Origin of the sequence: Microcoleus sp. Z1_B2, from assembly GCF_036700325.1 — a bacterium.
Lineage (GTDB): Bacteria > Cyanobacteriota > Cyanobacteriia > Cyanobacteriales > Microcoleaceae > Microcoleus.
On the sequence record NZ_JAUBOQ010000018.1, the window covers coordinates 81,609 to 106,092 of the forward strand.

At 46.4% G+C, this 24,484-nt stretch carries 14 protein-coding genes; 9 read left to right on the plus strand and 5 right to left on the minus strand.

The annotated features are described in order from the left end of the window. Positions 1–140 precede the first annotated feature (140 nt). Both QT984_RS12995 and glgP read left to right on the plus strand, forming a co-directional pair. Entirely contained in the window at positions 141–3,488 is a 3,348-nt protein-coding gene (locus QT984_RS12995) for an EAL domain-containing protein (RefSeq protein WP_333270358.1), read from the plus strand. A 644-nt stretch (positions 3,489–4,132) separates the two neighbouring features. Then, entirely contained in the window at positions 4,133–6,691 is a 2,559-nt protein-coding gene (glgP, locus tag QT984_RS13000) for an alpha-glucan family phosphorylase (protein ID WP_333374161.1), read from the plus strand. A gap of 572 nt (positions 6,692–7,263) precedes the next feature. Here the strand turns inward: glgP and mnmG are convergent. The 3 genes from mnmG to QT984_RS13015 all read right to left on the minus strand — a co-directional run bounded on the left by mnmG (position 7,264) and on the right by QT984_RS13015 (position 10,121). Beyond that, positions 7,264–9,180 carry a tRNA uridine-5-carboxymethylaminomethyl(34) synthesis enzyme MnmG gene (gene mnmG, locus QT984_RS13005; RefSeq protein ID WP_333374147.1) on the minus strand — a complete coding sequence of 639 codons (1,917 nt, stop codon included), beginning with the start codon at positions 9,178–9,180 and terminating at the stop codon, positions 7,264–7,266. Between the two features lie 226 nt (positions 9,181–9,406). Then, positions 9,407–9,760, minus strand: a complete 354-nt coding sequence (locus QT984_RS13010; protein ID WP_333051471.1) for a transcriptional regulator — start codon at positions 9,758–9,760, stop codon at positions 9,407–9,409. Further along, on the minus strand, positions 9,750–10,121 hold the full coding sequence (locus tag QT984_RS13015) for a type II toxin-antitoxin system RelE/ParE family toxin (RefSeq protein ID WP_333051469.1): 372 nt from the start codon (positions 10,119–10,121) through the stop codon (positions 9,750–9,752). Before QT984_RS13015 ends, QT984_RS13010 begins: the two co-directional genes overlap by 11 nt. Positions 10,122–10,930: 809 nt before the next feature. On the opposite strand from QT984_RS13015, the gene QT984_RS13020 reads away from it, so the two are divergent. From QT984_RS13020 to QT984_RS13050, 7 genes are all read left to right on the plus strand, one after another. Further along, a complete protein-coding gene (locus QT984_RS13020; protein WP_039887994.1) occupies positions 10,931–11,260 on the plus strand; it encodes a hypothetical protein in 330 nt (109 codons plus the stop codon). A 198-nt stretch (positions 11,261–11,458) separates the two neighbouring features. Then, positions 11,459–12,988 carry a photosystem II chlorophyll-binding protein CP47 gene (gene psbB / locus QT984_RS13025; protein ID WP_333051466.1) on the plus strand — a complete coding sequence of 510 codons (1,530 nt, stop codon included), beginning with the start codon at positions 11,459–11,461 and terminating at the stop codon, positions 12,986–12,988. A gap of 418 nt (positions 12,989–13,406) precedes the next feature. After that, positions 13,407–13,502 (plus strand): photosystem II reaction center protein T, encoded by a 96-nt coding sequence (locus QT984_RS13030; RefSeq protein ID WP_006635641.1) that lies wholly within the window; start codon positions 13,407–13,409, stop codon positions 13,500–13,502. A gap of 194 nt (positions 13,503–13,696) precedes the next feature. Further along, on the plus strand, positions 13,697–14,254 hold the full coding sequence (gene nrdR / locus QT984_RS13035) for a transcriptional regulator NrdR (RefSeq protein WP_333051824.1): 558 nt from the start codon (positions 13,697–13,699) through the stop codon (positions 14,252–14,254). A 640-nt stretch (positions 14,255–14,894) separates the two neighbouring features. After that, complete coding sequence (locus QT984_RS13040) at positions 14,895–16,010, plus strand: 30S ribosomal protein S1 (RefSeq protein WP_333051464.1); 1,116 nt, start codon at positions 14,895–14,897, stop codon at positions 16,008–16,010. Between the two features lie 715 nt (positions 16,011–16,725). Then, positions 16,726–18,135, plus strand: coding sequence for an adenylate/guanylate cyclase domain-containing protein (locus QT984_RS13045; RefSeq protein WP_333374149.1), 1,410 nt, complete (start codon positions 16,726–16,728; stop codon positions 18,133–18,135). Positions 18,136–18,368: 233 nt separating this feature from the next. Further along, positions 18,369–22,583, plus strand: coding sequence for a chemotaxis protein CheB (locus tag QT984_RS13050; RefSeq protein ID WP_333374151.1), 4,215 nt, complete (start codon positions 18,369–18,371; stop codon positions 22,581–22,583). Positions 22,584–22,596: 13 nt separating this feature from the next. Here QT984_RS13050 and QT984_RS13055 read toward each other — a convergent pair whose 3' ends face one another. Together QT984_RS13055 and QT984_RS13060 are read right to left on the minus strand one after the other, a co-directional pair. Then, complete coding sequence (locus QT984_RS13055; protein ID WP_333374153.1) at positions 22,597–23,439, minus strand: transposase; 843 nt, start codon at positions 23,437–23,439, stop codon at positions 22,597–22,599. Continuing rightward, a complete protein-coding gene (locus QT984_RS13060; RefSeq protein ID WP_333051457.1) occupies positions 23,399–24,031 on the minus strand; it encodes a helix-turn-helix domain-containing protein in 633 nt (210 codons plus the stop codon). The genes QT984_RS13055 and QT984_RS13060 overlap by 41 nt, the downstream gene beginning before the upstream one ends. Positions 24,032–24,484: the final 453 nt, after the last annotated feature.

Genomic DNA, 24,484 nt, shown 5'->3' on the forward strand with positions numbered 1-24,484 from the left:
GTTATTACCTGGCTAAAATTTAATTTACAAATCCACATGAATTAATGGTGGCTGGGTTTTCCTATGGCAGAGAAACTTCTGCTAAGATTTTTACAATTTTTGGTTACTAAAAAAGTATTTTATCTTAGGAAATAGAGCAAATGAAAATAATTTTTCAATTAATTTGGGGATATTTCGCGGTTGCTATTTTTGGTGTGGAATCTAGCATGAGTGCAAAAATATTACCGATAAGTGTATGGGGTGAATCTGGCACTCACCCTGTAGAAAGGGTTTTGGTGCTGTCTCAAAAACATAGCTATTTGCGATCGGCATCTCGTCCCCTTACCTCTGGAAGCGCCGCATTATTTTTGAATCATTTATCCCAAATTGAACCACGAATATTACCAAATTACAATCAGATTAACTCTCAAAATACCAATAAAGAAGAACCTAATGTTAGGTTAAAAATCATCGGTTATTTTCTGGTTTGTCTTTGTTTAGTAATTTCATTATTGATCCGGGAGAAGACAGTAAATAGCTTATCCAAGACGATGAGGTTAATCAAGCCGAAGTCTGAAACAGAGAATGACAAGCTACCAAAAGGAGAAAAAGTGTTATATCCAAAAAAAGAACAGGATATCTGGCATACTATTGCCCAGATGACCCAAGATTTGCAGCAAACTGCCGAATATGCTCTCGATATTTGTGAGGAAATGAACGTCTCGATAATCGCGACGACTCCAGGCGGTCATATCCTATCGTTAAACCAAGCTACCTGTCAACTTTTGGGATACTCTAAAAAAGAGTTGTTAGGCAAACCAATAGCCGGACTTTTTAAGAAAAGTGAATCACCAGCCCCGGTGTTAGATTTAGGAAGTTTAACAGCCGAAGGTTCTGTCCACAACGTGGAAAAAGTCTACCTTTCTAAACAGCGAAAAAAAATAATTGTACTGCTTTCTATTTCAATTATTTGCGACAGTCAAGGCAAGGTCAGCGGTAAGTTATACATAGCACAAAATATTACCGAAAGCAAGCAGGTTGAAAGAAATTTGCGACGCAGTGAAAAAAAGTTTCGCCAACTGATAGAAACTGTTAATGCTGTTGCATTTATCTATCACCGCAGACAGTTCCGCTATGTCAATGCTGAGACAGAAGCTCTGACAGGATATACTCGCGAAGAATTACTAGCATTGGATTTATACGACTTAATTCATCTAGATTTTATAGAAATAGTTAAAAAATGGGGTAAATCCAGTCATGCGCGCTCAACAGCAGGCTCTAAATATGAATTAGTAATAGTCACGAAAACTGGAGAAATGCGCTGGATTGAAGCAACTGTAGATATTATAAAATTTGAAAAAAAAGCCTCAATATTAATCACAGCATTTGACATCAGCGATCGCAAATTAGCAGAGTTAGAACGAGAAACATCTCTTTCCTTGCTTCAAGCAACCATTGAATCTACTGCTGACGGTATTCTGGCGGTTGACAGTGGAGGCACAGTGCTCACCTTTAACCGCAAGTTTGCCGAAATGTGGCAGTTGCCGGATTTCCTGCTGGATTCGAGAGATAACAACCAAATTTTGGCCTTTGGAATCAACCAGTTAAAATATCCGGAAATATTTCTCAACCGTGCTAAAGAATTGTCCGATCGCCCTACCGAAGAAAGTTACGATATCATTGAGTTAACAGATGGCAGAATCTTCGAGCGCTACTCGTTGCCTCAGCGCACGGGAGGCAAAATTACTGGTCGAGTATTCAGCTTTCGGGATGTAACGGAACGGGTGCAATCCGAAGAAAAACTACGCAAAAGCGAAGAACGCTTTCACCTGCTGACGCGGGCGACAAATGATGCAGTATGGGACTTTGATTTGTTAAAAAATGAGTATTGGTTGAGCGAAGAATTTGAAAAAGTTTTTGGATACAAACTCAACCAAACTCAGACGATAGAATTAGAATCTTGGTGGTTAAATATTCATCCCGAAGAACGGGAAAGAGTGATGTTTAGCTTCAACCAAACAATGAACTCAGACGCTCAATGTTGGTCGGAAGAATACAGTTTTCACCGTGCAGACGGGGGATATGTTTTTGTGCTCGATCGCGGCTATATCATCCGCAATGAAAGTGGCCAAGCAGTCAGGGCGATCGGCACGATGATGGACATTACTCAGCGCAAGCAAGCTGAAGAAATTATTCGCTATCAAGCTGTTTATGACCAACTCACCGGTTTACCGAACCGGATACTGTTTAACGAGAGGCTGCTGGCGTCCTTAAAACAAGCTAAACAAACAAAAAAAATGCTTGCTGTGATGTTTTTAGACTTGGACAGGTTCAAAAAGATTAATGATACACTAGGTCACGCTGCGGGCGATCGCCTGTTAGAAGGTTTTGCCGGACGCATCAGCGACACTTTGCGATCGACTGACACGGTAGCCCGCTGGGGAGGCGACGAATTTACCATACTGCTTCCCGACATCAATTGCTTAGAAGATGCCGTTAAAACAGCTCAAAGAATACTCAACAATTTAAAGCCACCATTTAAACTAGAAGGACAACCGTTTCATGTTAGCAGCAGCATCGGCATTGCCCTTTATCCCGATGATGGTGAAGAGGCCGAAACTTTAGTCAAAAATGCCGATGCTGCCTTGTACTACGCTAAAGAAATGGGAAGAAATAACTATCAGTTATATACTTCAACACTTAATCCCCACTGCAGCCATTTACTAACTATAGAACACAGACTGCACGAGGCTTTAGAACAAGGAGAATTTGAGGTTTTCTATCAGCCAAAAGTCAACATTACTACTTGGCAAATTCAGGGCATGGAAGCTCTGCTGCGCTGGCAACATCCACAATTAGGTTTAGTTACTCCCGCTACATTTATTCCCATCGCCGAAGAGAACGGACTCATTGTACCTATTGGGGAATGGGTGCTGCAAACAGCCTGCACTCAAAATAAAGCTTGGCAGGATGCTTTGCAGCCAGATTTGCGGGTAGCAGTCAACGTTTCGGCTCGGCAGTTCCAGCAATTTAATTTATTAGAAATGGTAGCGAACTGCTTGGAAAAAACTGGTTTAGCACCCAAATATTTAGAGTTAGAAATTACCGAAACTACAGCCATGCAAGATGTGGATTATACCACAAAAGTTCTCAGGGAGTTGCAGAATATGGGAGTGCAAATTGCGCTGGACGATTTCGGCACGGGTTATTGTTCTCTAAATTATCTCAAAAAGTTTCCCTTGAATATCTTAAAAATAGACAGGTCGTTTGTCAGCGGATTGACGACCGATCCCTGCGAACGGGCGATCGCCAAGGCTGTAGCGACCCTGGGGCGAGATTTGAACTTGAGCGTGGTAGCTGAAGGAGTAGAAACTAAAGAGCAGTTGGAGTGTTTGCGCGAACTCCACTGTCAAGAAATTCAGGGTCATTATTTCAGCCCTGCCCTCTCGGCTGGTGAGGCTAGGAAGCTATTGCTAAATTCTCAGTTGCAACAAGTGAAAATTGCTTAATTAGTCATTAGTCATTAGTTATTAGTCATCAGTCAATTGTAGGGTGGGTGAGGCGCGGTTCAAGATTTATCTATTGCTGACAATAGTTAATCGGCGCGCCTCACCCACCAATAGGGATCAGGTGCTTCGTGCGCCCCCGAAAGTTATAGTTCTTGACCGCGAATCTTAGTCTCCCGACTTATTTTCCTGCGCTGCACCCCCAACATCATCACTGCTAGAGCGCTGCGGCGGGCCTAAGTTGTCGGGCAATTCGTTAAGATTCTTGCCCAAAGCGTGACACAGCGCTTTAACTTGAGGAATTGTCAGCTCAGGGGCATCAAGTCCTCGCTCCCGCCACCGCAGTTAAAAGCTTAGGAATGAGAATTAAATAACTTCCACTCTTGAAAGTGGGATGGGCGTCCCGCCCGTCATGAGTGGACGGGCGGGACGCCCATCCCACAATAACAATTAAAATTGTAAGTTATTTAATTCGCGATCCTTAGCTGAGTTAGGGACACGGCACTGCTGTGTCATTGCAGATAGTCGATACAGATCGGCATCGCGATCGCCCCCCGCAGCTTAAAACTTAAAATAGTGTGCAGAATAACGGACTTGTACCTAAAGACAGAGGAAAATATCGCTACCCCAACATAAATGCTTTGTCTATGCAGCCAATTCGCACATTTAACGTTTCCCCCTCGCTACCGACAATTCTCGAACCCCTACGCAAGCTTGCCTACAACTTGCACTGGGACTGGAACGTCGATACCAAAGACCTCTTCCGCCGCCTCGATCGAGACCTGTGGGACTCCAGCAACCAAAACCCGGTGCTGATGCTCGGAACCATATCTCAAGAGCGACTGCAAGAAATGGCAGAAGACGAAGGCTTCATTGCCCAAATGAACCGAGCAGCCCAGCAGTTAGACGATTATCTCAAAAATCGCGCCTGGTACCGGAAACAGCGCGGCACCGAGCAGCAAGAATGCTACGCTTACTTTTCGATGGAATTCGGCTTAGTTAAAGCCCTACCCATCTATTCCGGCGGTTTGGGCGTGCTCGCAGGCGACCACCTCAAATCAGCTAGCGATTTGGGCTTGCCCTTAGTCGGTGTCGGCCTGCTTTACCAAGAAGGCTATTTTTCGCAGTATCTCAACGCCGACGGCTGGCAGCAAGAACGCTATCCGCTCAATGATTTCTACAATATGCCGCTGCACCCAGAACGCAATCCCGACGGTTCGGAATTGCGGATTGAGGTAGACTATCCCGGCCGCAAGGTGTATGCCCGGATTTGGCGAGTACAAGTGGGAACGGTTCCTTTGTACCTAATGGATACAAATATTGAACCTAACAGCCGCTACGACCAAGATATTACCGACCAACTGTATGGCGGTGATAAAACTCTGCGGATGCACCAAGAAATCATGCTGGGCATCGGTGGCGTGAAAATGCTCAAGGCATTGGGGCTGACAGTTACGGCTTATCACATGAATGAAGGCCACGCGGCTTTCATGGCTTTGGAACGCATTCGGATGCTGATGGAGGAATATCACCTGAGTTTCGTGGAAGCGGAACAGGTGGTGGTTTCGAGCAGTATGTTTACGACTCACACTCCTGTGCCTGCTGGGTTTGACTTGTTCGAGCCGGATATGGTGATGCACTATCTGAGTCACTATCCCAAGATGTTTGGCTTGTCGCAAGATGAGTTTCTGGGATTGGGCAGGGAGAATACTGGGGATTTGTCCGCACCTCTGAATATGGCAATTTTGGCAATTAAAATGTCGAGTTTTGTCAACGGGGTGGCGGCTTTGCACGGTGTGGTGTCGCGCCCGATGTTTCAGGGTTTGTGGCCGGGTTTGCCCCAGGAAGAAGTACCGATTACTTCGATTACCAACGGGGTGCACGCTCGCAGTTGTGTGGCGAAGTCTACTCAGGAGTTGTACGATCGATATCTCGGCCCGGACTGGGAAATGACCGGTAAGGACGATCGTCTATGGGACAGGCTGTCGTCGATTCCTGATGAGGAATTGTGGCGCAATCACGAACGCTGTCGATCGGAGTTGGTGGTGTTCGCGCGGGAGTGGCTGCAAAAGACTTTGCGCGAGCGCGGTGCGGCCCAAACGGAAATCGAACACGCGCGGGAGGCTCTCAATCCGAAGGTGCTGACGATCGGGTTTGCCCGCCGCTTTGCTACTTACAAGCGGGCGACGCTATTTTTGCGCGATGTCGATCGAATTATGCGGATCATGCGGGATCAAAATCGCCCGGTGCAGTTTGTGATTGCTGGGAAGGCTCACCCGATGGATATTCCGGGTAAGGAATTGATTCGGGATATCGTTCACTTCATCCGCGAGCACGAGACGATGAGCTCGATGGTGTTTTTACCGAACTACGACATTAACGTTGCTCGGATGATGGTGTCTGGCTGCGATGTGTGGCTGAATACGCCGCGCCGCCCGCGTGAGGCTTCGGGTACATCCGGGATGAAAGCTTCGATGAATGGTTTGCCGAATCTGAGCATTCTTGACGGATGGTGGGATGAGGCTGATTATGTTCGTACCGGTTGGCCGATCGGACATGGGGAATTTTACGAAGATACTAAGTATCAGGATGATGTCGAGGCTAATGCTTTGTATGACTTGATGGAAAAAGAAGTTGTACCCCTATTTTACAACCGGGATGCTGATGGCATTCCCCGCGGTTGGACGGCGAAAATGAAGGATTCTATTCGCTTGAATTGTCCTTTGTTCAATACAGCTCGGATGGTGAAGGATTACGCGCGGCGGGCCTATTTCCCCGTGAGCGATCGCTACCACACCATGACTTCGGATAATTGCACTCCGGCCAAGGAGTTGTCTCACTGGAAGAAGCACGTTCTCGCGAAATGGCACGATATTAAGATTGAGGCTGTTGATATTTCCCAGGATAAGGAAGTTAAGGTCAATCAGTCTATCTCTGTTAAATCTCGGATTAATCTGATGGGATTGACGCCTGCAGACGTGCAAGTTGAACTTTATCAAGGCTCGGTTGATGCTAACGGCGATATCATTGGTGGCGTGCCGGTGGTGATGGAGTATTTGGGTGAAGATTCTCAGAATGCTAGCCTTTATACGGCTGACATTACTTATACTTCTAGCGGTTTGCAAGGCTTGTCCTTGCGGGTTTTGCCGAAGCACGATAATCTCAGCAGTCCTTATGAAGCTGGCGTGATTCTCTGGGCACATTAAAGGAAGGAAGAAGGAAGAAGGAAGAGGGAAGAAGGAAGGCACGACACGGATTCGGACACGGATACACGGATGAATTTAACTGTGTTTCCCACTTCTCCCCCTCTCCCCCTCTCCCACTCTCCCACTCTCTCTCGCACTCTTTATGGAAGTTGGGGTTCGAGGATTGATAAATATCTACAATAGACTGGCAGAGTTTCATCAATTATAGTTGACATTCTGCCAGTTTTCCGTTTTTGTGGCGTTGCTGAATACAGGTATCAATTCCCGATTTCGGAGTTTTTATAAGCCAAGTCTGGTGAGTTTTGTAAATTCCGATAAAAGTTGATTCATACCGTGACTCAGCAAAGCCCAGAATCTATATCCATCAATATGAAAGCCGCCAAACAAAAAAGTGGTGCCACAATAGCCAAACTTTTTCATACTACTATAGCAATCCTCGCATCATTTGTGAATTTCTTACTCCCTCCCCTTGATAAGGGGAGGGTTGGGGTGGGGTAAAAAGTTTACGACTCCTGCAAGGATTGGTATATTGCATAAAATTGAAGGCAGCTTTGAAACACCTCTAGTTGAGGTTATTTTCCTACACCCGCTGGCTGCTGACGGTTTCGCACTTCCAGAAAAATCAACAAAGCATTAACATCAGCCGGATTTACTCCGCCAATTCTCGCCGCTTGGCCAATCGTCAGCGGTTTCACCTTAGCCAATTTTTCCCGCGATTCTTTGGATAGAGTTGTAATTGCCATGTAATCCAAATCCGCAGGCAATTGTCGGCGTTCGTGTTTGGCAATGTCATCGATTTGATTTTGCTGTCTTTGCAGGTAGCCGGAATATTTGATGTCAATTTCTGCACCATCTTTCTCAGCCAACTTCAGACTAGAATTGCCTAAATTGTAGCGTTCCAAATCCACATAATGAAAACCAGGACGACGCAACAAATCAGCCAGAGTAATTGAACCTTTAATTGCTTGTTGAGTGTCAGCAAAAATTGCCTTCCCTACTTCCTCGTGCTCTTTCACCCGCGTCGAGTACAACCGTTCCTTCTCTGCCACAATATTAGCTTGTTTGCGATCGAACAACTCCCAGCGGCGATCGTCAATCAAACCAATTTCCCGTCCCAGCGGCGTCAAGCGTTGGTCAGCATTGTCCGATCGCAATAATAGCCGATATTCCGATCGCGAAGTCAACATCCGGTAAGGTTCCCGCAAATCCTTCGTACACAAATCATCGATCAAAGTCCCGATATAACTTTGCTCGCGAGGAAACACAATCATCTCCTGATTTTTCGCAAACCTGGCAGCATTAATACCCGCCACGAGCCCCTGTGCAGCCGCCTCCTCATATCCAGTTGTACCGTTCACCTGACCCGCGCAAAACAGCCCTTCAATCTTCTTAGTCATCAGCGTGGGAAAGCACTGAGTTGCCGGCAAATAATCGTACTCCACAGCATAAGCAGGGCGCATCATCTCGCACTTTTCCAAACCCGGAAGAGTTCGCAGCATTTGCAATTGCAAATTTTCCGGTAAACCAGTAGAAAATCCTTGGATATAAAGTTCAGGAATATCTCTACCTTCCGGTTCAATAAAAATCTGGTGACTTTCCTTATCCGCAAACCGCACAATCTTATCTTCAATACTCGGACAATAGCGCGGCCCCTTCGCATCAACCCAGCCGCCGTAGACTGGAGAAAGGTGCAAATTGTCTCTAATTAACTGGTGAGTTTCCGGCGTAGTTCGAGTTAAATAACAAGGCATTTGTTCCCGTTCGATCCAAACTTCTGGATCGAAACTAAACCAGCGAACCACTGCATCTCCCGGCTGCGGTTCCAGGTGGGTGTAATCGAGAGTACGTTTGTCAACTCTTGCCGGAGTTCCTGTTTTTAACCTACCAGTTTCAAAGCCCAAACGATTGAGAGTTTCCGTCAAACCAACGGCAGCAAATTCTCCCGCACGTCCGGCGGGCATCGACTTATTGCCCACCCAAATTGTGCCACCTAAAAAAGTGCCTGTGGTCAGAATTACTGCTTTGCATTCAAAAGCGACGCCGAAGTATGTTTCTACTCCGATAACTTCTTCGTTTTTGCCCAAAACTAAGTCTGTCACCATCGCTTCGCGGATGGTCAAATTGGGTTGGTTTTCAACAATATTATTCATCACAGCGGCGTATTCCCGCTTGTCTGTTTGTGCTCTCAGCGCCCACACTGCGGGGCCTCTCGAAGCGTTGAGGACGCGCTTTTGTAAGTAAGTGCGATCGGCCATTTTGCCAATTTCCCCGCCTAACGCATCAACTTCGTTAGTAAGTTGGGTTTTAGCCGGGCCGCCGACAGCCGGATTGCAAGGTTGCCACGCAATTTTGTCGAGGTTGAGGGTGAGGAGAAGGGTGCGACAGCCGAGGCGAGAAGTGGCGAGGGCGGCTTCGCAGCCGGAGTGTCCGCCACCTACTACGATGATGTCGAAACTGTCTTGGAATTGTACTGGTGTTTGTGCAGTCATTCGATTTTAGATTTTAGATTTTAGATTTTAGATTGAATAATAGACATCTGGCAAAATTAGGTTTTAGTCCAGGTAGGGAAAGGCTGACAAAATCTTTTTAGAAGATGTCTAATTGACTTCAGAGTTTAATGCGGATGCGTACTTATCGGATACGATGTTTTTGATCATCGGTCTCTAGATGCGAAAAGGTTCGATCGCTCTCACTTTAACAACAGGTGTTCCTCAATTAAAACTCTTCCTCTCCATTAGTGTAGCTGCTTTCTTCAAACATCGATGTTAATCCAGTAATTTTTACGGGGGGTCGATCTTTGAATTCTACGACAAATGACAACTCCCCACCCATTGCCGCGATATAACTTTGCAAAGTAGATACCAACAAATCCGCACGGCGTTCTAGTCGCGAGACATTTTCTTGACGCATATTTAATAATTCTGCCATGCGAATCTGAGTAAACTTCCTTGCTTTTCGTAAGTCTTGCAATGTCATTTCTTCAGCCATTAATTCAACCGATCGCTTTTCGACTATTGCTCGTTGTTCGGGAGGCAAATTATCCATAATAGTCTTCAGGCTAATTGTCATCGGTTTCTGGCTCCATTAACTTATTCAAATGGTCGGTAAATCTACTATCTGCTATCTTAATTATTTGCTTGTAAAATCGCTTCTCACTACTACCCGATTTGTCCCCAGCTACCAACAAAATCGCTTCTCTGCGGGGGTCAAATGCAAAAGCGACTCGCCAAACTCCATCAGCCGCCTGAAACCTAAGTTCTTTCATATTGGTGTAGGTAGAACCATTGAGAGTATCGACGTGAGGACGCTTGAGGTTTGGGCCAAATTCTTGTAACAGTGTGAGTTTTGCTAAAAGCTCTAATCTGACATCAGTGGGGAATTCGCTAAACTCAGAGTAAAAATCAAAGTGAAACTGAATGTTCCATGTCATTTGGATCGATTATGCCTTACATAGCATATTATAGACAATAGTCGATCGAATAACAATATTTATATGCACGCTGAAAACAACTTTGAAGGCTCGATCGATCGCGAACTCCTTCCCTAAGCGAAGAAAGATATTTAATCAGAAACCCACGACTGCGAGAGTCCTGGGTTCCTTTATTGAATAAGATTTTAGACAGGCGCACGGTATCTCAACCGTACCATACCTCCCCGTGCAGTTCGGGGCACCTGGTCTCTGACAGGCGCACGGTATCTCAACCGTACCATACCTCCCCGTGCAGTTCGGGGCACCTGGTCTCTGACAGGCGCACGGTATCTCAACCGTACCATACCTCCCCGTGCAGTTCAGGGCACCTGTCATTTAATACCATTATATAGTATATTAAAAGGTTTGGTCAAATATCGAACGCTCATAATTGGCGCATATTAACCGAGATTAAGATGATGCGATCGACAGCCAGCGACCAAAACAGCAAAATTACCACAACCTTGTTAGGGCCCGAAGGCACATTTGAATGTTTAGAACTTTCTGACCCAAGCGAGCCGCTGTGACGAGTATTCCTCCTCGAAATGCTGGGAACTGCACTCGACTTGAAAAATCTAAGATTGGATATTTTACCGATCGACCAGACCGAAACTTATCGGACAATTCTGTAGATTTACCCAACAGCTTGCAGATTACCTACATCTTCTCTCCTCTTCCTTCGCGTCCTTGGCGTCTTCGCGGTTCAACAATTCCGTACTTTTCCAGTTTTGCGTTATGTTAGACAAAAAAATCTCAACAAGCGTACACAAGTGAAATACTTCTTCTTATCCGACGGCTGGAAAGTTGGGCGCGTTTGGGGCGTCGGCGGCGAGTGGAGTCACGCCGCCTGGAGGCGGGCGCCGGACATCCAACAGCTCAACCTCTGTCTTTCCGATCGCAACGAAAAAATGTGGCTCTACCGCGTAGAAGACGCCGTACTCATGGTAGAAGTCCAACCCGCAGTCCGTCCCGATCCCGCCGATCCCGCCAAAAATATCGGCAACGTCACCCTCACCAGACTGATCGATGCCGAGCAAGTCCTCGAACGCCTCGGGACGATCGCCGCCCGCTGCGAAATGGGCAACCCGCAACTAATGTAATGCTCAACATATTGCAATCGGTTCTAACACTCGATACACTTCTTTAAATAACTTTCATTTTTATGCCTCCACCTTTGAAGGTAGATGGCAGTCGGCAAAAGGCAGAGTTTAAACCCTGCAGGTAACTGCTGGGGATTGAGAATCTGATTTTTCCGTAAAAATAGACATCATCACTTACACCTTGGAGAACCGCAGTCAATGGGACTACCCTGGTATCGCGTACACACAGTCGTCTTAAATGACCCAGGCCGATTGATTTCTGTACACTTAATGCACACAGCCCTCGTGGCAGGTTGGGCCGGCTCAATGGCCCTTTATGAACTAGCAGTTTTTGACCCCACAGACCCAGTTCTGAACCCAATGTGGCGTCAAGGGATGTTCGTGTTGCCCTTCATGACTCGCTTGGGAGTTACGGGTTCTTGGGGCGGTTGGAGCATCACTGGCGAAGGTAACGTCGATCCGGGCTTCTGGTCCTTTGAAGGCGTCGCAATCGCTCACATCGTCCTCTCTGGCCTGCTGTTCTTAGCAGCAGTTTGGCACTGGGTATTTTGGGACTTAGAACTTTTCAGAGACCCTCGCACCGGTGAACCAGCCCTCGACTTGCCAAAAATGTTTGGCATTCACCTGTTCCTCTCCGGCTTGCTCTGCTTCGGCTTCGGCGCATTTCACCTTTCGGGACTTTTTGGCCCCGGAATGTGGGTGTCCGACCCCTACGGCCTGACCGGTCACGTCCAGCCAGTGGCGCCTGCTTGGGGCCCTGAAGGCTTCGATCCGTTCAATCCGGGCGGCATCGTGGCTCACCACATTGCAGCGGGCGTAGTCGGCGTAATTGCCGGTTTGTTCCACTTGACAGTGCGGCCGCCGGAACGTCTTTACAAAGCCCTGCGGATGGGGAATATCGAAACTGTACTTTCTAGCAGTATCGCTGCCGTGTTCTTCGCAGCCTTTGTGGTTGCGGGTACGATGTGGTACGGTTCTGCTGCAACTCCGATCGAACTTTTTGGCCCGACTCGCTATCAGTGGGACAGCGGCTATTTCCAACAAGAAATCGATCGCAGAGCTCAAGCTAGCTTGGCCGGTGGCGCTAGCTTCCAATCCGCTTACGAACAAATTCCCGAAAAATTGGCTTTCTACGACTACGTGGGCAACTCTCCTGCTAAAGGCGGTTTGTTCCGGGCCGGCGCGATGGTCAATGGCGACGGTATTGCTAAATCTTGGCTGGGCCATCCAGTATTTACTGACAGCGAAGGTCGGGTATTGTCGGTTCGCCGCCTCCCCAACTTCTTTGAAACTTTCCCAGTAATTTTGACGGACAAAGATGGGGTCGTTCGCGCTGACATCCCCTTCCGCCGTGCTGAATCAAAATACAGCTTTGAACAAAGCGGAGTTACCGTCAGCTTCTACGGTGGTGAACTTAACGGTCAAACCTTTAATAATCCTCTAGATGTTAAGAAGTTTGCTCGCGCTGCTCAAAAGGGTGAAGTGTTTGAATTCGATCGCGAAACCTTGAATTCTGACGGCGTTTTCCGCACTTCGACTCGCGGTTGGTTCACTTTCGGACACGTTTGCTTTGCTTTGCTATTCTTCTTCGGCCATATCTGGCACGGTTCTCGGACTATTTTCCGCGACGTGTTTGCTGGAGTTGAGGCTGACTTGGAAGAACAAGTCGAGTGGGGCCTGTTCCAAAAACTGGGCGACGTGACCACCAGAAGACAAGAACCTCTCTAAATTTTGCCAGCCTCTGGCTAGCCGGGAAACATCCCCGGTGTAAAAAACCCGGTTTCTTCAAGAAACCGGGTTTTTTTAGTTAATAATAAAACCAGCAATTAACTACCAGCCGGGAAGTCCCGAACGTATATTTAGAGGGGATTAATCTGAGCGCTCGGCCCCGTACCTCGTTGGGAATTACTCCTTGGGATGAAAGGTTTGTTGGGTTTTGGTACCGAAACCGACAATTATTCTTTTAAACCCCAAGATGATCGGGAAATACTCTGATACTATATTAGCAAGTGGGGGTGGAACTACCTCACTATAAAAAGCCTTTGAAAAAAAGGAAAAAGAAGCCTGCGGTCTAACTGTACTCAGTTGACCGTCAGGTTTGTTCACGATAAAATAATACGGCAAGGGAAGATAGGGAAAATTTAACATGGAAAGTGTTGCTTACATTTTGATTCTGGCTTTAGCCATAGGCGTACTATTTTTTGCGATCGCATTTCGGGAACCTCCCCGGATTGGCAAATAATTAGCTATACGCCTGCGGTAAGTCCAAAATATCCTGAACCGGACTGCGGTTAGCCCGCATCATAGCGATCTAATTTGGTGCGGGACTCTTTCACCGCTGTGTGCTAAGTGATTTTTCTAGTCCAGCCATTCATCAGACCCCAAGCGGTTAGATGAATGGCAATTTGCTGGCAATGCCTGTTAAAATCAGCAATCATGCGCTGTTCCTCCTGCCAACACACAAATAGCCGCGTTCTAGAATCGCGTTCAGCCGAATCAGGTCAAAGCATCCGTCGGCGGCGTGAGTGTTTGAACTGCCAGCACCGCTTCACAACCTACGAACGCATAGAATTTGTGCCGATTACGGTGATCAAGCGGGACGGCAAGCGCGAATCTTTTGACAGGTCAAAATTAGTTCGGGGATTGATTCGGGCCTGCGAAAAAACCGGTTTGTCTTCCGGGCATCTCGAAACTCTGGCAGAAGAAATCGAGGCACAACTTCAAGGTCGATCGCTCCGAGAAATCGCCAGTTCAGAAATAGGGGAACTGGTGCTGTTGCACCTGCGACCCCTCAGCGAAGTCGCTTATGTCCGTTTTGCCTCGGTATATCGGCAATTTCGAGGCATCCGAGATTTTGTAGATACCCTAAATCACCTTCAGAATCCCCTCAACGAAGCTGAAGATACAGAAACAGGGACAAATTTTGACGCAGATTTGCCGGATTCCGAAGCAGTCGATCGAGAAAGCCCAGCATCCTGTGCAACTCCCAGCTAAGCTCGCTTAAATTAATTTAGAGAAATATTCGCTTGAGATTGAAAACCGTGTCCCGATGAAGGCCCGGAGGAATAGCGACTCAAGGGACTCTCATTCGAGCGAGTGTTCTTTTTTCTCAGTAACAGTGCTGGGTGTGATATGATCGTCATCGGTCTAAAATAGAGTATAACTAGACAACGTAAAAACTTAACTGGATTAGTTGAGTGCGTAGTCACACCTAACGGTGTTGCAGTTTAGGAAAGCTCGCATTTGAACAAAACCTAACTAAAGCTCGGTGACTAATTAAATACGGTAGGACATACCGAAATTTACGCTTCTGGAGAAACCGACCTCTACTTAGACTGGAGTAATCCTGTCGCCAGCAAGTCGGCTCGTTGAACGAAGAATCTCAGTTTATTTATACCTGAGAGTGTCAAAATAGTCTACTTGACTCGGAATGTTAAGATTCAACGTTTTAACACAGAGTATGGAGTAACAGTAATGGCAAGCGCTGGTGTGCAGTTGCACCTGGCAAAAGTTAGCGAAAACTGACTTTAGTAAAAGATTTTGAAAAAAGTTAATCGCTTTTTCACCAAAATCTCGAATATCTGCCGGCACAAACGAAAAACATGAAGGAGAGAAATCCTAGGAAACTATTCGCATGGTCAATCTCAAAACCACAGTCAAAGACATCGGCTTTACTCACGAAGATTTTGCAGCCCTACTTGATAAATATGACTATCACTTTAGCCCGGGCGATGTAGTAGCGGGTACAGTTTTTAGTATAGAACCGAGGGGCGCTCTGATTGATATCGGTGCTAAAACAGCAGCTTACATTCCCATTCAGGAAATGTCCATCAATCGAGTGGAAAGCCCTGAAGAGGTATTGCAATCAAACGAAACCAGAGAATTTTTCATTCTAACCGATGAAAATGAAGACGGACAATTAACCCTGTCCATCCGGCGCATCGAATATATGCGGGCGTGGGAAAGAGTGCGACAACTGCAAGCAGAAGATGCCACAGTACGATCGCAAGTATTTGCCACCAACCGCGGCGGCGCACTCGTGAGAATAGAAGGCTTGCGAGGCTTTATTCCCGGTTCTCACATCAGTACCCGCAAACCGAAGGAAGAATTAGTCGCCGAAGAATTACCATTAAAATTCTTAGAGGTAGACGAAGACCGCAACCGCTTAGTATTGAGCCATCGTCGCGCCTTAGTTGAGCGCAAGATGAACCGCCTCGAAGTCGGGGAAGTCGTCATCGGTACAGTACGCGGTATCAAGCCTTACGGTGCCTTTATCGACATCGGCGGCGTCAGCGGCTTGCTGCACATCTCGGAAATTTCACACGATCACATCGATACGCCTCATAGCGTCTTCAATGTCAACGACGAAGTGAAAGTGATGATCATTGACTTGGATGCCGAGAGGGGCCGGATTTCTCTCTCAACCAAGCAGTTGGAACCGGAACCGGGCGCGATGGTCAAAAATCGCGAATTGGTATACGAAAAAGCTGAGGAAATGGCAGCTAAGTTCCGCGAGAAAATGCTGGCTCAAAAGCAAGCTAAAGCAGGCATAGACATTCCTGTAGACTCAACTGATGCTGATGATGACTTCTCCGACGAACTCGAAGATGTGCCCTCAGCAATGGAAGAGGATCTGCCGGAAGTAGCACCCGAAGTAGCACCCGAAGCAGCACCCGAAGCAGCACCCGAAGCAGCACCCGAAGCAGTATTAGATGTAGAGGAAGAAATCCCTCCTGCGACGGAAGAATAAGATCACAGTTAGTGTGATTAAAAGAGGGAAAATTCCCTCTTTTTTTTTGCCTTAAACGTCCCAATTACCAATCATTAATTACCAATTAATATCAATTCTGAAAAGTACGCGGGCATTTGTAGGGAAACGGAATTGCCCATAGGTGTCAACTTAACGTTAAACCCATAGTCCGGCAAGGGTTGAAACCCCTGGCGGACTGACGGGATGACTAACGAACTTGGCGAGCTAACAGCTTAAGTTGACACCTATGGGCATTGCTGTCTCCCTACTTAGTGGTTGACAATTAGCAATTACCAATTAGCAATTACCAATTACCAACAATTTAATATGTTCCTGCAGGCAGATGCAGCGATCGCACTTGGAATTAAAACAAGTGACAGCGCGATCGATCTGCCTAAATAAACCTAGCCTTTACGCTGCTAATTTGTTAAGATTTACAAACATCAGGGACATCCGCACAAGTGCCAACTCATCGGGAGCATCTCAATGAAAGCAGGCCTCCGCTAGAAATTGGAGTTTTGAGGCAGGAGTTTTGAGGCAGGAGGCAGGAGAGAAGAGAGAAGAGGAAGAAGGAAGGAGCCAGAAGAAGTGTTTTTACAAATATGAGATGCTCCCCAACTCATCAGCATTCTCAGGCAAAAACACACTAGACAAGCAAATTACACAAAAGAATACTTAGAAATTTCTTGCCATGAGGCTCAAAGGCAAGTGAATCATGAAAATCGGACTATTAAAAGAAAAATTAGAACAGCTCAAAAAACGTCCCAATTCGAGCAAAGGAACGATCGACCAAATCGAAAACTGGTTAATCGGTTCCCACATTTTGCAGAGATTGAGAATTAATCCTTACTACGTAGCAGGCGATACAGTCAAGAATGTTAAAAAAATTACTTCCGAATTTCTGCACGGAGTAAAAGCCGGTGTCTTCGACTTGCACTGGGATATTCACTGCCCCCACTGCAACATGATTACAGAAGAATTTAAGGATTTGGCAGACACATCAGAAATGTCTTTTTGCCCGATGTGCGAGCGCGAGTTTAACATTGATTTGCTCGATCGCGTGGAAGTCACTTTTTCCCTGAACAAAGAAATCGAAGACCCGCAACTGCGGCCCGTCTGCGCTCCCCCTCCCGTACTCCAGAGCAAACTGCAACTGGTAACGCCTTTATACTGCACCGAATCCGAGATAGTTAGCTTAGAAAAAGGTCGATATCGCTACTGCTGTCCCCTGACTTTAGCTAAAGGGATTTTAAAGGTTGAAGGCGAAGAAACAGAAGAGATACAAGAAATTAAACTGCTGCAGTTGGCCGGCCCAGATTTCGATAAAAAAGAGCTTGCCGTGCGTCCGGGAAAACTCAAGATAGAATTAACTAATAGCGAACACAATTTGTCGGGGCTGATTTTGCATTCAGATGAATTGCCCGATGAATTAACTGTCGAACAACTGCCCCTGCGGCTGTCAGGAATGCAACTGCTTCATCACCCGGATTATAAGCGTTTGTTCGGCGATCGAGTAATCTCGGAAAGAGAGCGAGTCAAGATTCGGGCGATTACTATTATGTTTACTGATATTACCGGTTCTACCAGAATGTACGAAACACTGGGAGATACCAAAGCTTACAATATTGTGCGCGATCATTTTGAAATTTTCTTTGAGTCGATCGAGAAATTTGGCGGTAAAGTCATTAAAACCATCGGCGATGCTGTCATGGCTTCCTTTATCAGCAACGAACAAGCAATTATGGCTGCCGCTGGTGCTGTAGCCTGTTTGAGAGAGTATAACTCAACTCGCCAACCACAAGAGTGGATTCAAGTCAGAATTGGCATTCACCGAGGTACGGCTTTGCTGGTAAATCTTAATAATTCGATCGACTATTTTGGCTCTACAGTCAACAAAGCCGCCCGCATTCAAAATCTTTCTAAAAGTGACGAAGTTTCATTTTCCGAAGATGTTTACAGCGACGAAGCATTTTTAACAGCATTAAAAGCTGCTGGAGTCTCCGAAATTCAAAAACGAGTAGAAGATTTAAAAGGAATACAAGGCGCACAAGTCGCTTATACTGCTAGAATTAATACGGAATCAGTAATCCCGCTGTCTGCTACACTTGTCGGTGAAAAAAGCTAAGTAGGCAAGCAGATATACTACTTGGTTATTGCCAGCCTCTCGTTACGATCGCCCCAACAGCAGATAGAGTTGTTCGAGAGCGCTCAGATCATGGCTCCAACAGTATACTTACTCATTAAATGAGTTGCATAATACCTATAACTTAAGGTATACTTAAGTATAGTACGGGTTCTTCAGCGGCATCTTGCGAGAACTGTAGGTTGCTGAATAGCTGAAGTCCTCGACTTCATAGCATGACTTCTCCTCAATTATCTCCAGAAAATACACCCGAAGCCATCGCACCAGCCGCCCTCGACAGCGAACAATTAACCGAAACCGATGCCCCCTTTCCCATTGTTGGAATTGCCGCCTCAGCAGGAGGGTTGGAAGCATTCACGCAGTTACTCAGCCATTTACCGGCCGATACGGGTATGGCGTTTGTGCTGATTCAGCATTTAGATCCCAATCACAAAAGTCTGCTTAGCGAGATTCTCGCGAGAACCACCCAAATGCCTGTGAATGAGGTAAAAGACGGCGTAGCTGTAGAACCCAATCAAGTCTACGTTATTCCGCCTAACACCAAGATGGTGCTATCTAAAGGCGTCCTGCAACTATCACCGCGCGAGAAGGTTTATGGCAAATATATGCCGGGAGATGCGTTTTTTACCTCATTGGCGATCGATCGCGGGCACAAAGCGATCGCCGTAGTATTATCCGGGGGAGACGGAGACGGTTCACTCGGGCTCAAGGCAATCAAAGCAGCCGGAGGCATGACTTTTGCTCAATGTCAAGACACAGCAAAATTCGATAGTATGCCGAATACCGCTGTTGCGACAGGCAATGTCGATTTCGTTCTGCCACCGGAAAAAATTGCCGAGGAACTGGCAAACTATAGTCACAATCCCCTTCTCACTGGCCCGCTTGCCATGACAAAAGTTGAGGAATCGCCCGAACAGGGAGATGCCCTGGCTACTATTTTTGCGCTGCTGAAATCCACCACAGGCGTTGATTTTAGCCAGTACAAACCCAGGACGATCGCTCGACGCATCCAGCGACGGATGGTGTTGTACAAGCTGGAAATCTTGGATGATTACGCCCAACATCTTCGATACAATTCGGCTGAAGTCACAGCCCTGTATGAAGAAATCCTGATCCACGTTACCAGTTTTTTCCGCGATCCCGAAGCCTTTGAAAAGTTAAAAGAACTGGTTTTCCCCACGATTACCAAAAATAAATCGGCCGAAACTCCGATTCGGATTTGGGTGGCGGGATGTTCGACAGGTGAAGAAGTTTATTCGATCGCCATTTGCTTGTTAGAGTTTTTGGGCGATCGAGCCATTCAGCCACCGATCCAGATTTTTGCCACGGACATTGGCGAACACGCTATCAACAAAGCGAGGTGTGGCGTCTACTCAGAAAACCAGATGGTAGATGTTTCACCAGAACGACGTACTCGCTTCTTTATTGCCGAAGCAAGAGGTAGCTATAGAATCAGCAAGGCAGTCCGCGAACTTTGTGTATTTGCCCGACAAGACTTAGGCAGTGACCCGCCTTTTTCCAATATCGATTTAGTTAGCTGTCGCAATGTGCTGATCTACTTGGGAGAGTCATTGCAAAAAAAAGTGATGCCGATTTTCCATTACAGTCTTAAGCCAACGGGCTTTCTCCTGTTAGGCACTTCTGAGAGTACCGGAGAATTTTCCTACTTGTTTACTTCAGTGGATAAAAAGTCTAAAATTTATGCCAAAAAGTTGACTGCGACTCGTCCCCATTTTTCGTTTACGCCGAGTTCCTATCCCGTCGCTAAAGCACGTGAACGGGAGGAAGTGAAAAACAATTTTACGAATAGCTTGGATTTACAACAAGAAACTGACCAACTGATTTTAAATCGATATGCCCCAGCCAGTGTGGTTGTCAACGAGCAGATGAAAATCCTGCAAGTGCGGGGAGACATCGATCCTTACTTGAGAGTGGTAGCCGGAACGCCCGACTTAAACTTGCTGGCAATGGCAAGGGCAGGCTTGCTGGTTGAGCTTCGCACCGCGATTTATCAGGCACAAACGCAGAACGTAACCATTAGGAAAGAAAGGGTATTGCTTGAATCGGGCGGACGATCGAGTATCGTCAATTTTGAGGTGATTCCCTTCGGGCCACCGGCGGTCGAAGGACGCTACTTTTTGGTGGTATTTGAAGAGGCTGCACCCCCCGTGCTTAACTTCAGCACTCTCCCTTCTGAAAGCTTCGAGCAAGCTGATTTAGTGCGCGAAATTGAGCTGCTGAGCCAGCAAGTTGCAGCGGCTAACCAAGAAAAAACTGCGGCTCAATCTCAACTGCAAGCGGTGATCCAGGATCAGGAAAGTCTCAACCAAGACCTCAAAATTGCCAACGAAGAAATCCTATCCAGCAACGAGGAGTTGCAAAGCACGAATGAGGAGTTAGAGACTGCCAAAGAAGAGATTCAAGCCACTAACGAGGAACTCACTACCACTAACGATGAACTTCGCAGCCGCAATACTGAACAAAGCCTGGTGAATAACGATCTGATAAATTTGCTTTCCAGTATCAATATCCCTATTTTAATGCTGACAAACGATTTACAGATTCGACGCTTTACGCCAACGGCACAGCAAATTTTTAGTGTGATTCCCACAGATGTTGGACGGCCTTTTAGCGACATCCGCTCAACTCTGAACGTTCCTGACTTGGAACAGATGATTTTGGAGGTGATTGATACTCTCCAGACGAAAGAACAAGAAGTTCAAACTTTATCGGGATATTGGTACAACCTCCGCATTCGTCCTTACCGGACAACGGAAAACCAGATTGACGGTGTGGTGATGGTTTTGCTCGATATTGATGCTCTTAAACGCAGTGCCAGAACCTTGGAGGAGGCCCGAAATTATGCTGAAACCATTGTGGAAACTGTGCAAACGCCTTTAGTCGTCCTAGATGCTGATTTCCGAGTGAATAAAGCAAATCGATCGTTCTATGAAATGTTTCAGGTTTCACCGTCAGAAGTAGCAAAATCTTCGCTGTTTGAGCTAGGCAACGGGCAGTGGAATATCCCCCAAGTGCGATGGATTCTGGAAGATATTCTGGTTAGTGATGTTCAGCTTGAAAACTTTGAGTTGGATCACCTGTTTGAGCAGATCGGGCCCAAAACCATGCTGCTGAATGCTTGTAAACTTGAAAGAGAAGACCAAGCTTTAATGATTCTGTTGTCGATCGAGGATATCACGCAGCGCAAGCAGTTTGAGACTGTACGATCGCAGTTATTACTGCATGAACAGTTGGCCCGCCAACAGGCAGAAACAGCCAACCGTAGTAAAGATGAATTTCTGGCGAATCTCTCCCATGAATTACGCAATCCTTTGACTCCGATCCTGGGCTGGGCACAAATTCTGCGTTCGGGGGAACTGAAGGAACCAGCCGTTACTAAGGCTTTAGAGGTGATCGAGCGCAGCGCGAGGGCGCAATCTCAGTTAATCGAAGATATCCTGGATATTTCTCGGATTACGAGTGGTAAGCTTCAACTGTGCATTTGTCCGATCGATCTGCGGTTAGTGGTGCAAGCTGCGCTGGAGGGGGTTCAATTATCAGCCGAAGCAAAAAACATTCAAATTGTTTCGCAGTTGATTTCTACGACTGTTTTAGGGGATATCAATCGCTTGCAGCAAGTTGTGTGGAATCTTCTGTCGAATGCGATTAAGTTTACTCCGGCGGGGGGACGAGTGGAAATCATGCTATCGACGATTGAGAATCATGCTGAACTTCGAGTCAGCGATACGGGAAAAGGGATTGAGGCACAATTTTTGCCGTATATTTTCGATCGTTTCCATCAAGGTGATGCCAGCAGCACTAAGACCAATCAAGGGCTGGGATTGGGTTTATCGATCGTGCGTCACCTGGTTGAATTGCACGGGGGAACGGTGCAAGCCGAAAGTCCGGGTGAGGGACAAGGAACTACAATGACTGTGAGATTGCCGTTGCGATCGCTACCTCAAGAGTTGACATCGGCGATCGATTTAAAGTCAACTGCTTTGGTAGGGCCTTTAAACGCCTCTAGCGATCGCGTCCCCTCTCTAGAAGGCTTGCACATCTTAGCCGTAGACGATCAGATCGATACCCGCGACTTTTTACAATTTGTGCTTGAAGGCTATGGGGCGGAGGTTTTGGCAGTTGCATCTGCCAGAAGTGCGATCGCTGCTTTGACTGAAAATCCGGCCAGATATGACGTGCTAATCTCCGATATCGGAATGCCAGAGGAAGATGGGTATTTCTTAATTCGAGAAGTGCGAGCTCTTGCTGCGGAAGCCGGAGGAGAAATCCCCGCCGCGGCGCTGACTGCCTATGCGGGCGATAAAGAACGCGAAAGGGCGATCGAAGCTGGTTTTCAAAGGCATATGGTTAAGCCGATTCAGCCGGTTGTACTAGGATTAATGGTGGCTAATTTAGTAGGACGATTGTGAACGAACCTGACGGTCAACTGAGTACAGTTAGACCGCAGGCTTCTTTTTCCTTTTTTTCAAAGGCTTTTTTGAGTGACGGAGTTCCCCCGCCACTTTTGTAACTCAGACCAATTTTTCTTATGAGTTTGGCTGAATTTTCATCTCGATCCAAAGATTCTCCACATTGACAAGAATGCCACCGTTCCGATAATTCTTTCGGGACTTTGTTGAGGCAGTTCCAACAGTGCTGGGAAGTTCCCTTTGGATCAACAAATAAAACACTTTTACCTAGTTTCCAGGCGACATATTTCAGAACGTTGGCGAATTGCCCGTGAGCAGCATCAAGCATGGATTTATTCAAACCACTCTTAGCTGACTGACCGTTAGGCAAATAAACCAAATTACCATTCTCAATATCAGTCTTGGGCTTGGCACGTCTAGTTAGATTTTTGACGCTCAAATCTTCAACAACTAAAACCTCACACTTGCTAAAGAGCTGCTGTGCAGTTTTAAATTGAAAATCTAATCTAGCTCTAGCTACGAACTGATGGAGTTGGGAAACCTTGTCCTTGATTATTTTCCAAGGTTGAGAACCCTTGACTCTATTAGCTAACTTCGCTTGAAGCCTTGCTAATTTCTGAGCCGATTTCCTCAAAAATCTAGGATTCTCAACTCTTTCGCCATTGGAAAGATAGACGTAATTAGTGACTCCCAAATCAATGCCAACAGTATTTTCGACCGTCGGCTGAATTTCTGCAACCGTTACGGGAACCGTTTTATCTTCTAGCGTCAGGGAAATATACCACCCATCCGCTTCTCTGATAACTGTACCCGTCTTAACTTTGAACTTTGTTGGTATTGGACGGTGGAAAACCATAGGCACGCTTACCTATTTTGGCGAGACTAATACAAATCCTATCTTGCTCGTCCTTGACAATATCTAAGTTATCTAGTTGAGGATAAGTGAAGGATTTGTAGTAGTGAAGCCCTTTGAATCTGGGCTGACCTCTACGATTGCCGTTTTTATCGGGCGTGGTGAAATTTGAAAAGGAAGTTTCAACTCTGTTGACGACATCTTGCAAAACCTGAGAATCCAACGCTTTGTAGTCAGGAAATAGTTTTTTAGTGTTTTTCAGGTCAGCTAATTGTATCGTCTGCCACTGTACATATCCGCCTTCAATGTTTGAGAAAACATCACCTTTCCTGGTTAGAGGATTGCCTGACTCATCCTTTTTTCTGCCATCCCTAGTTTGCAATCTAGTCAAGGGAATATTTCGATAAATCTCCTCAACAGGGACTATCGAAACAATCAATGGGCAGGCGTTGATAGGTGTTCTCGTGGTTTCCCACCACCTAAATCTTTCGCCGATTCGGTAGTTGTACTGCCGACGGCAGAGTTCTAAATGAGCCACAATAGTTGATAGTTGGGGCTTGGTTGGTTTGAGGCGGTATTTGTAAGTGAGTTGCATTTTTAGCTTCTTTTTTCGACCTACCTTAATATACCATTTCTTTTGTTTTAATATCTAGGAAGTACATCATAGTTAAAGGTACTCGCAATGTCTAATTGTCGGTTTCCGTACCTACACCCGACGAGCCTTTCATCACGCGGGCGTAATTTATTCGGGGTACTTCGCGCAGCGCTCAGATTAATCCCCTCTAAATATACCGAGGGACTTCCCGGCTGGTAGTTAAATATTTTGTATGATATCATGTCCGGTCGATCGATCGTAATATCCGGCCGGGGCGGGTTTATTGAATTTGGGATTTGTGTTGAAGATCAGGGTGAACCCGCCCCTACAGAAATCATGTCAATTGAGCGTGATTCTTGGAGGGGCGGGCGATGCCCTGAGTGTAGTCGAAGGGTTCACCAACAATACCTGCCAATAATTGACAATCTCAAAAACCCGCCCCGGCCACTGATA

Coding starts and splice junctions, on each gene's coding strand:
- nrdR (WP_333051824.1), top strand. CDS start 13,697: ATGCGCTGTTCCTCCTGCCAACACACAAATAGCCGCGTTCTAGAATCG.
- QT984_RS13030 (WP_006635641.1), top strand. CDS start 13,407: ATGGAAAGTGTTGCTTACATTTTGATTCTGGCTTTAGCCATAGGCGTA.
- QT984_RS13050 (WP_333374151.1), top strand. CDS start 18,369: ATGACTTCTCCTCAATTATCTCCAGAAAATACACCCGAAGCCATCGCA.
- QT984_RS13060 (WP_333051457.1), bottom strand. CDS start 24,031: ATGCAACTCACTTACAAATACCGCCTCAAACCAACCAAGCCCCAACTA.
- QT984_RS13015 (WP_333051469.1), bottom strand. CDS start 10,121: ATGACATGGAACATTCAGTTTCACTTTGATTTTTACTCTGAGTTTAGC.
- QT984_RS13055 (WP_333374153.1), bottom strand. CDS start 23,439: ATGGTTTTCCACCGTCCAATACCAACAAAGTTCAAAGTTAAGACGGGT.
- glgP (WP_333374161.1), top strand. CDS start 4,133: ATGCAGCCAATTCGCACATTTAACGTTTCCCCCTCGCTACCGACAATT.
- psbB (WP_333051466.1), top strand. CDS start 11,459: ATGGGACTACCCTGGTATCGCGTACACACAGTCGTCTTAAATGACCCA.
- QT984_RS13040 (WP_333051464.1), top strand. CDS start 14,895: ATGGTCAATCTCAAAACCACAGTCAAAGACATCGGCTTTACTCACGAA.
- QT984_RS13045 (WP_333374149.1), top strand. CDS start 16,726: ATGAAAATCGGACTATTAAAAGAAAAATTAGAACAGCTCAAAAAACGT.
- QT984_RS13010 (WP_333051471.1), bottom strand. CDS start 9,760: ATGACAATTAGCCTGAAGACTATTATGGATAATTTGCCTCCCGAACAA.
- mnmG (WP_333374147.1), bottom strand. CDS start 9,180: ATGACTGCACAAACACCAGTACAATTCCAAGACAGTTTCGACATCATC.
- QT984_RS12995 (WP_333270358.1), top strand. CDS start 141: ATGAAAATAATTTTTCAATTAATTTGGGGATATTTCGCGGTTGCTATT.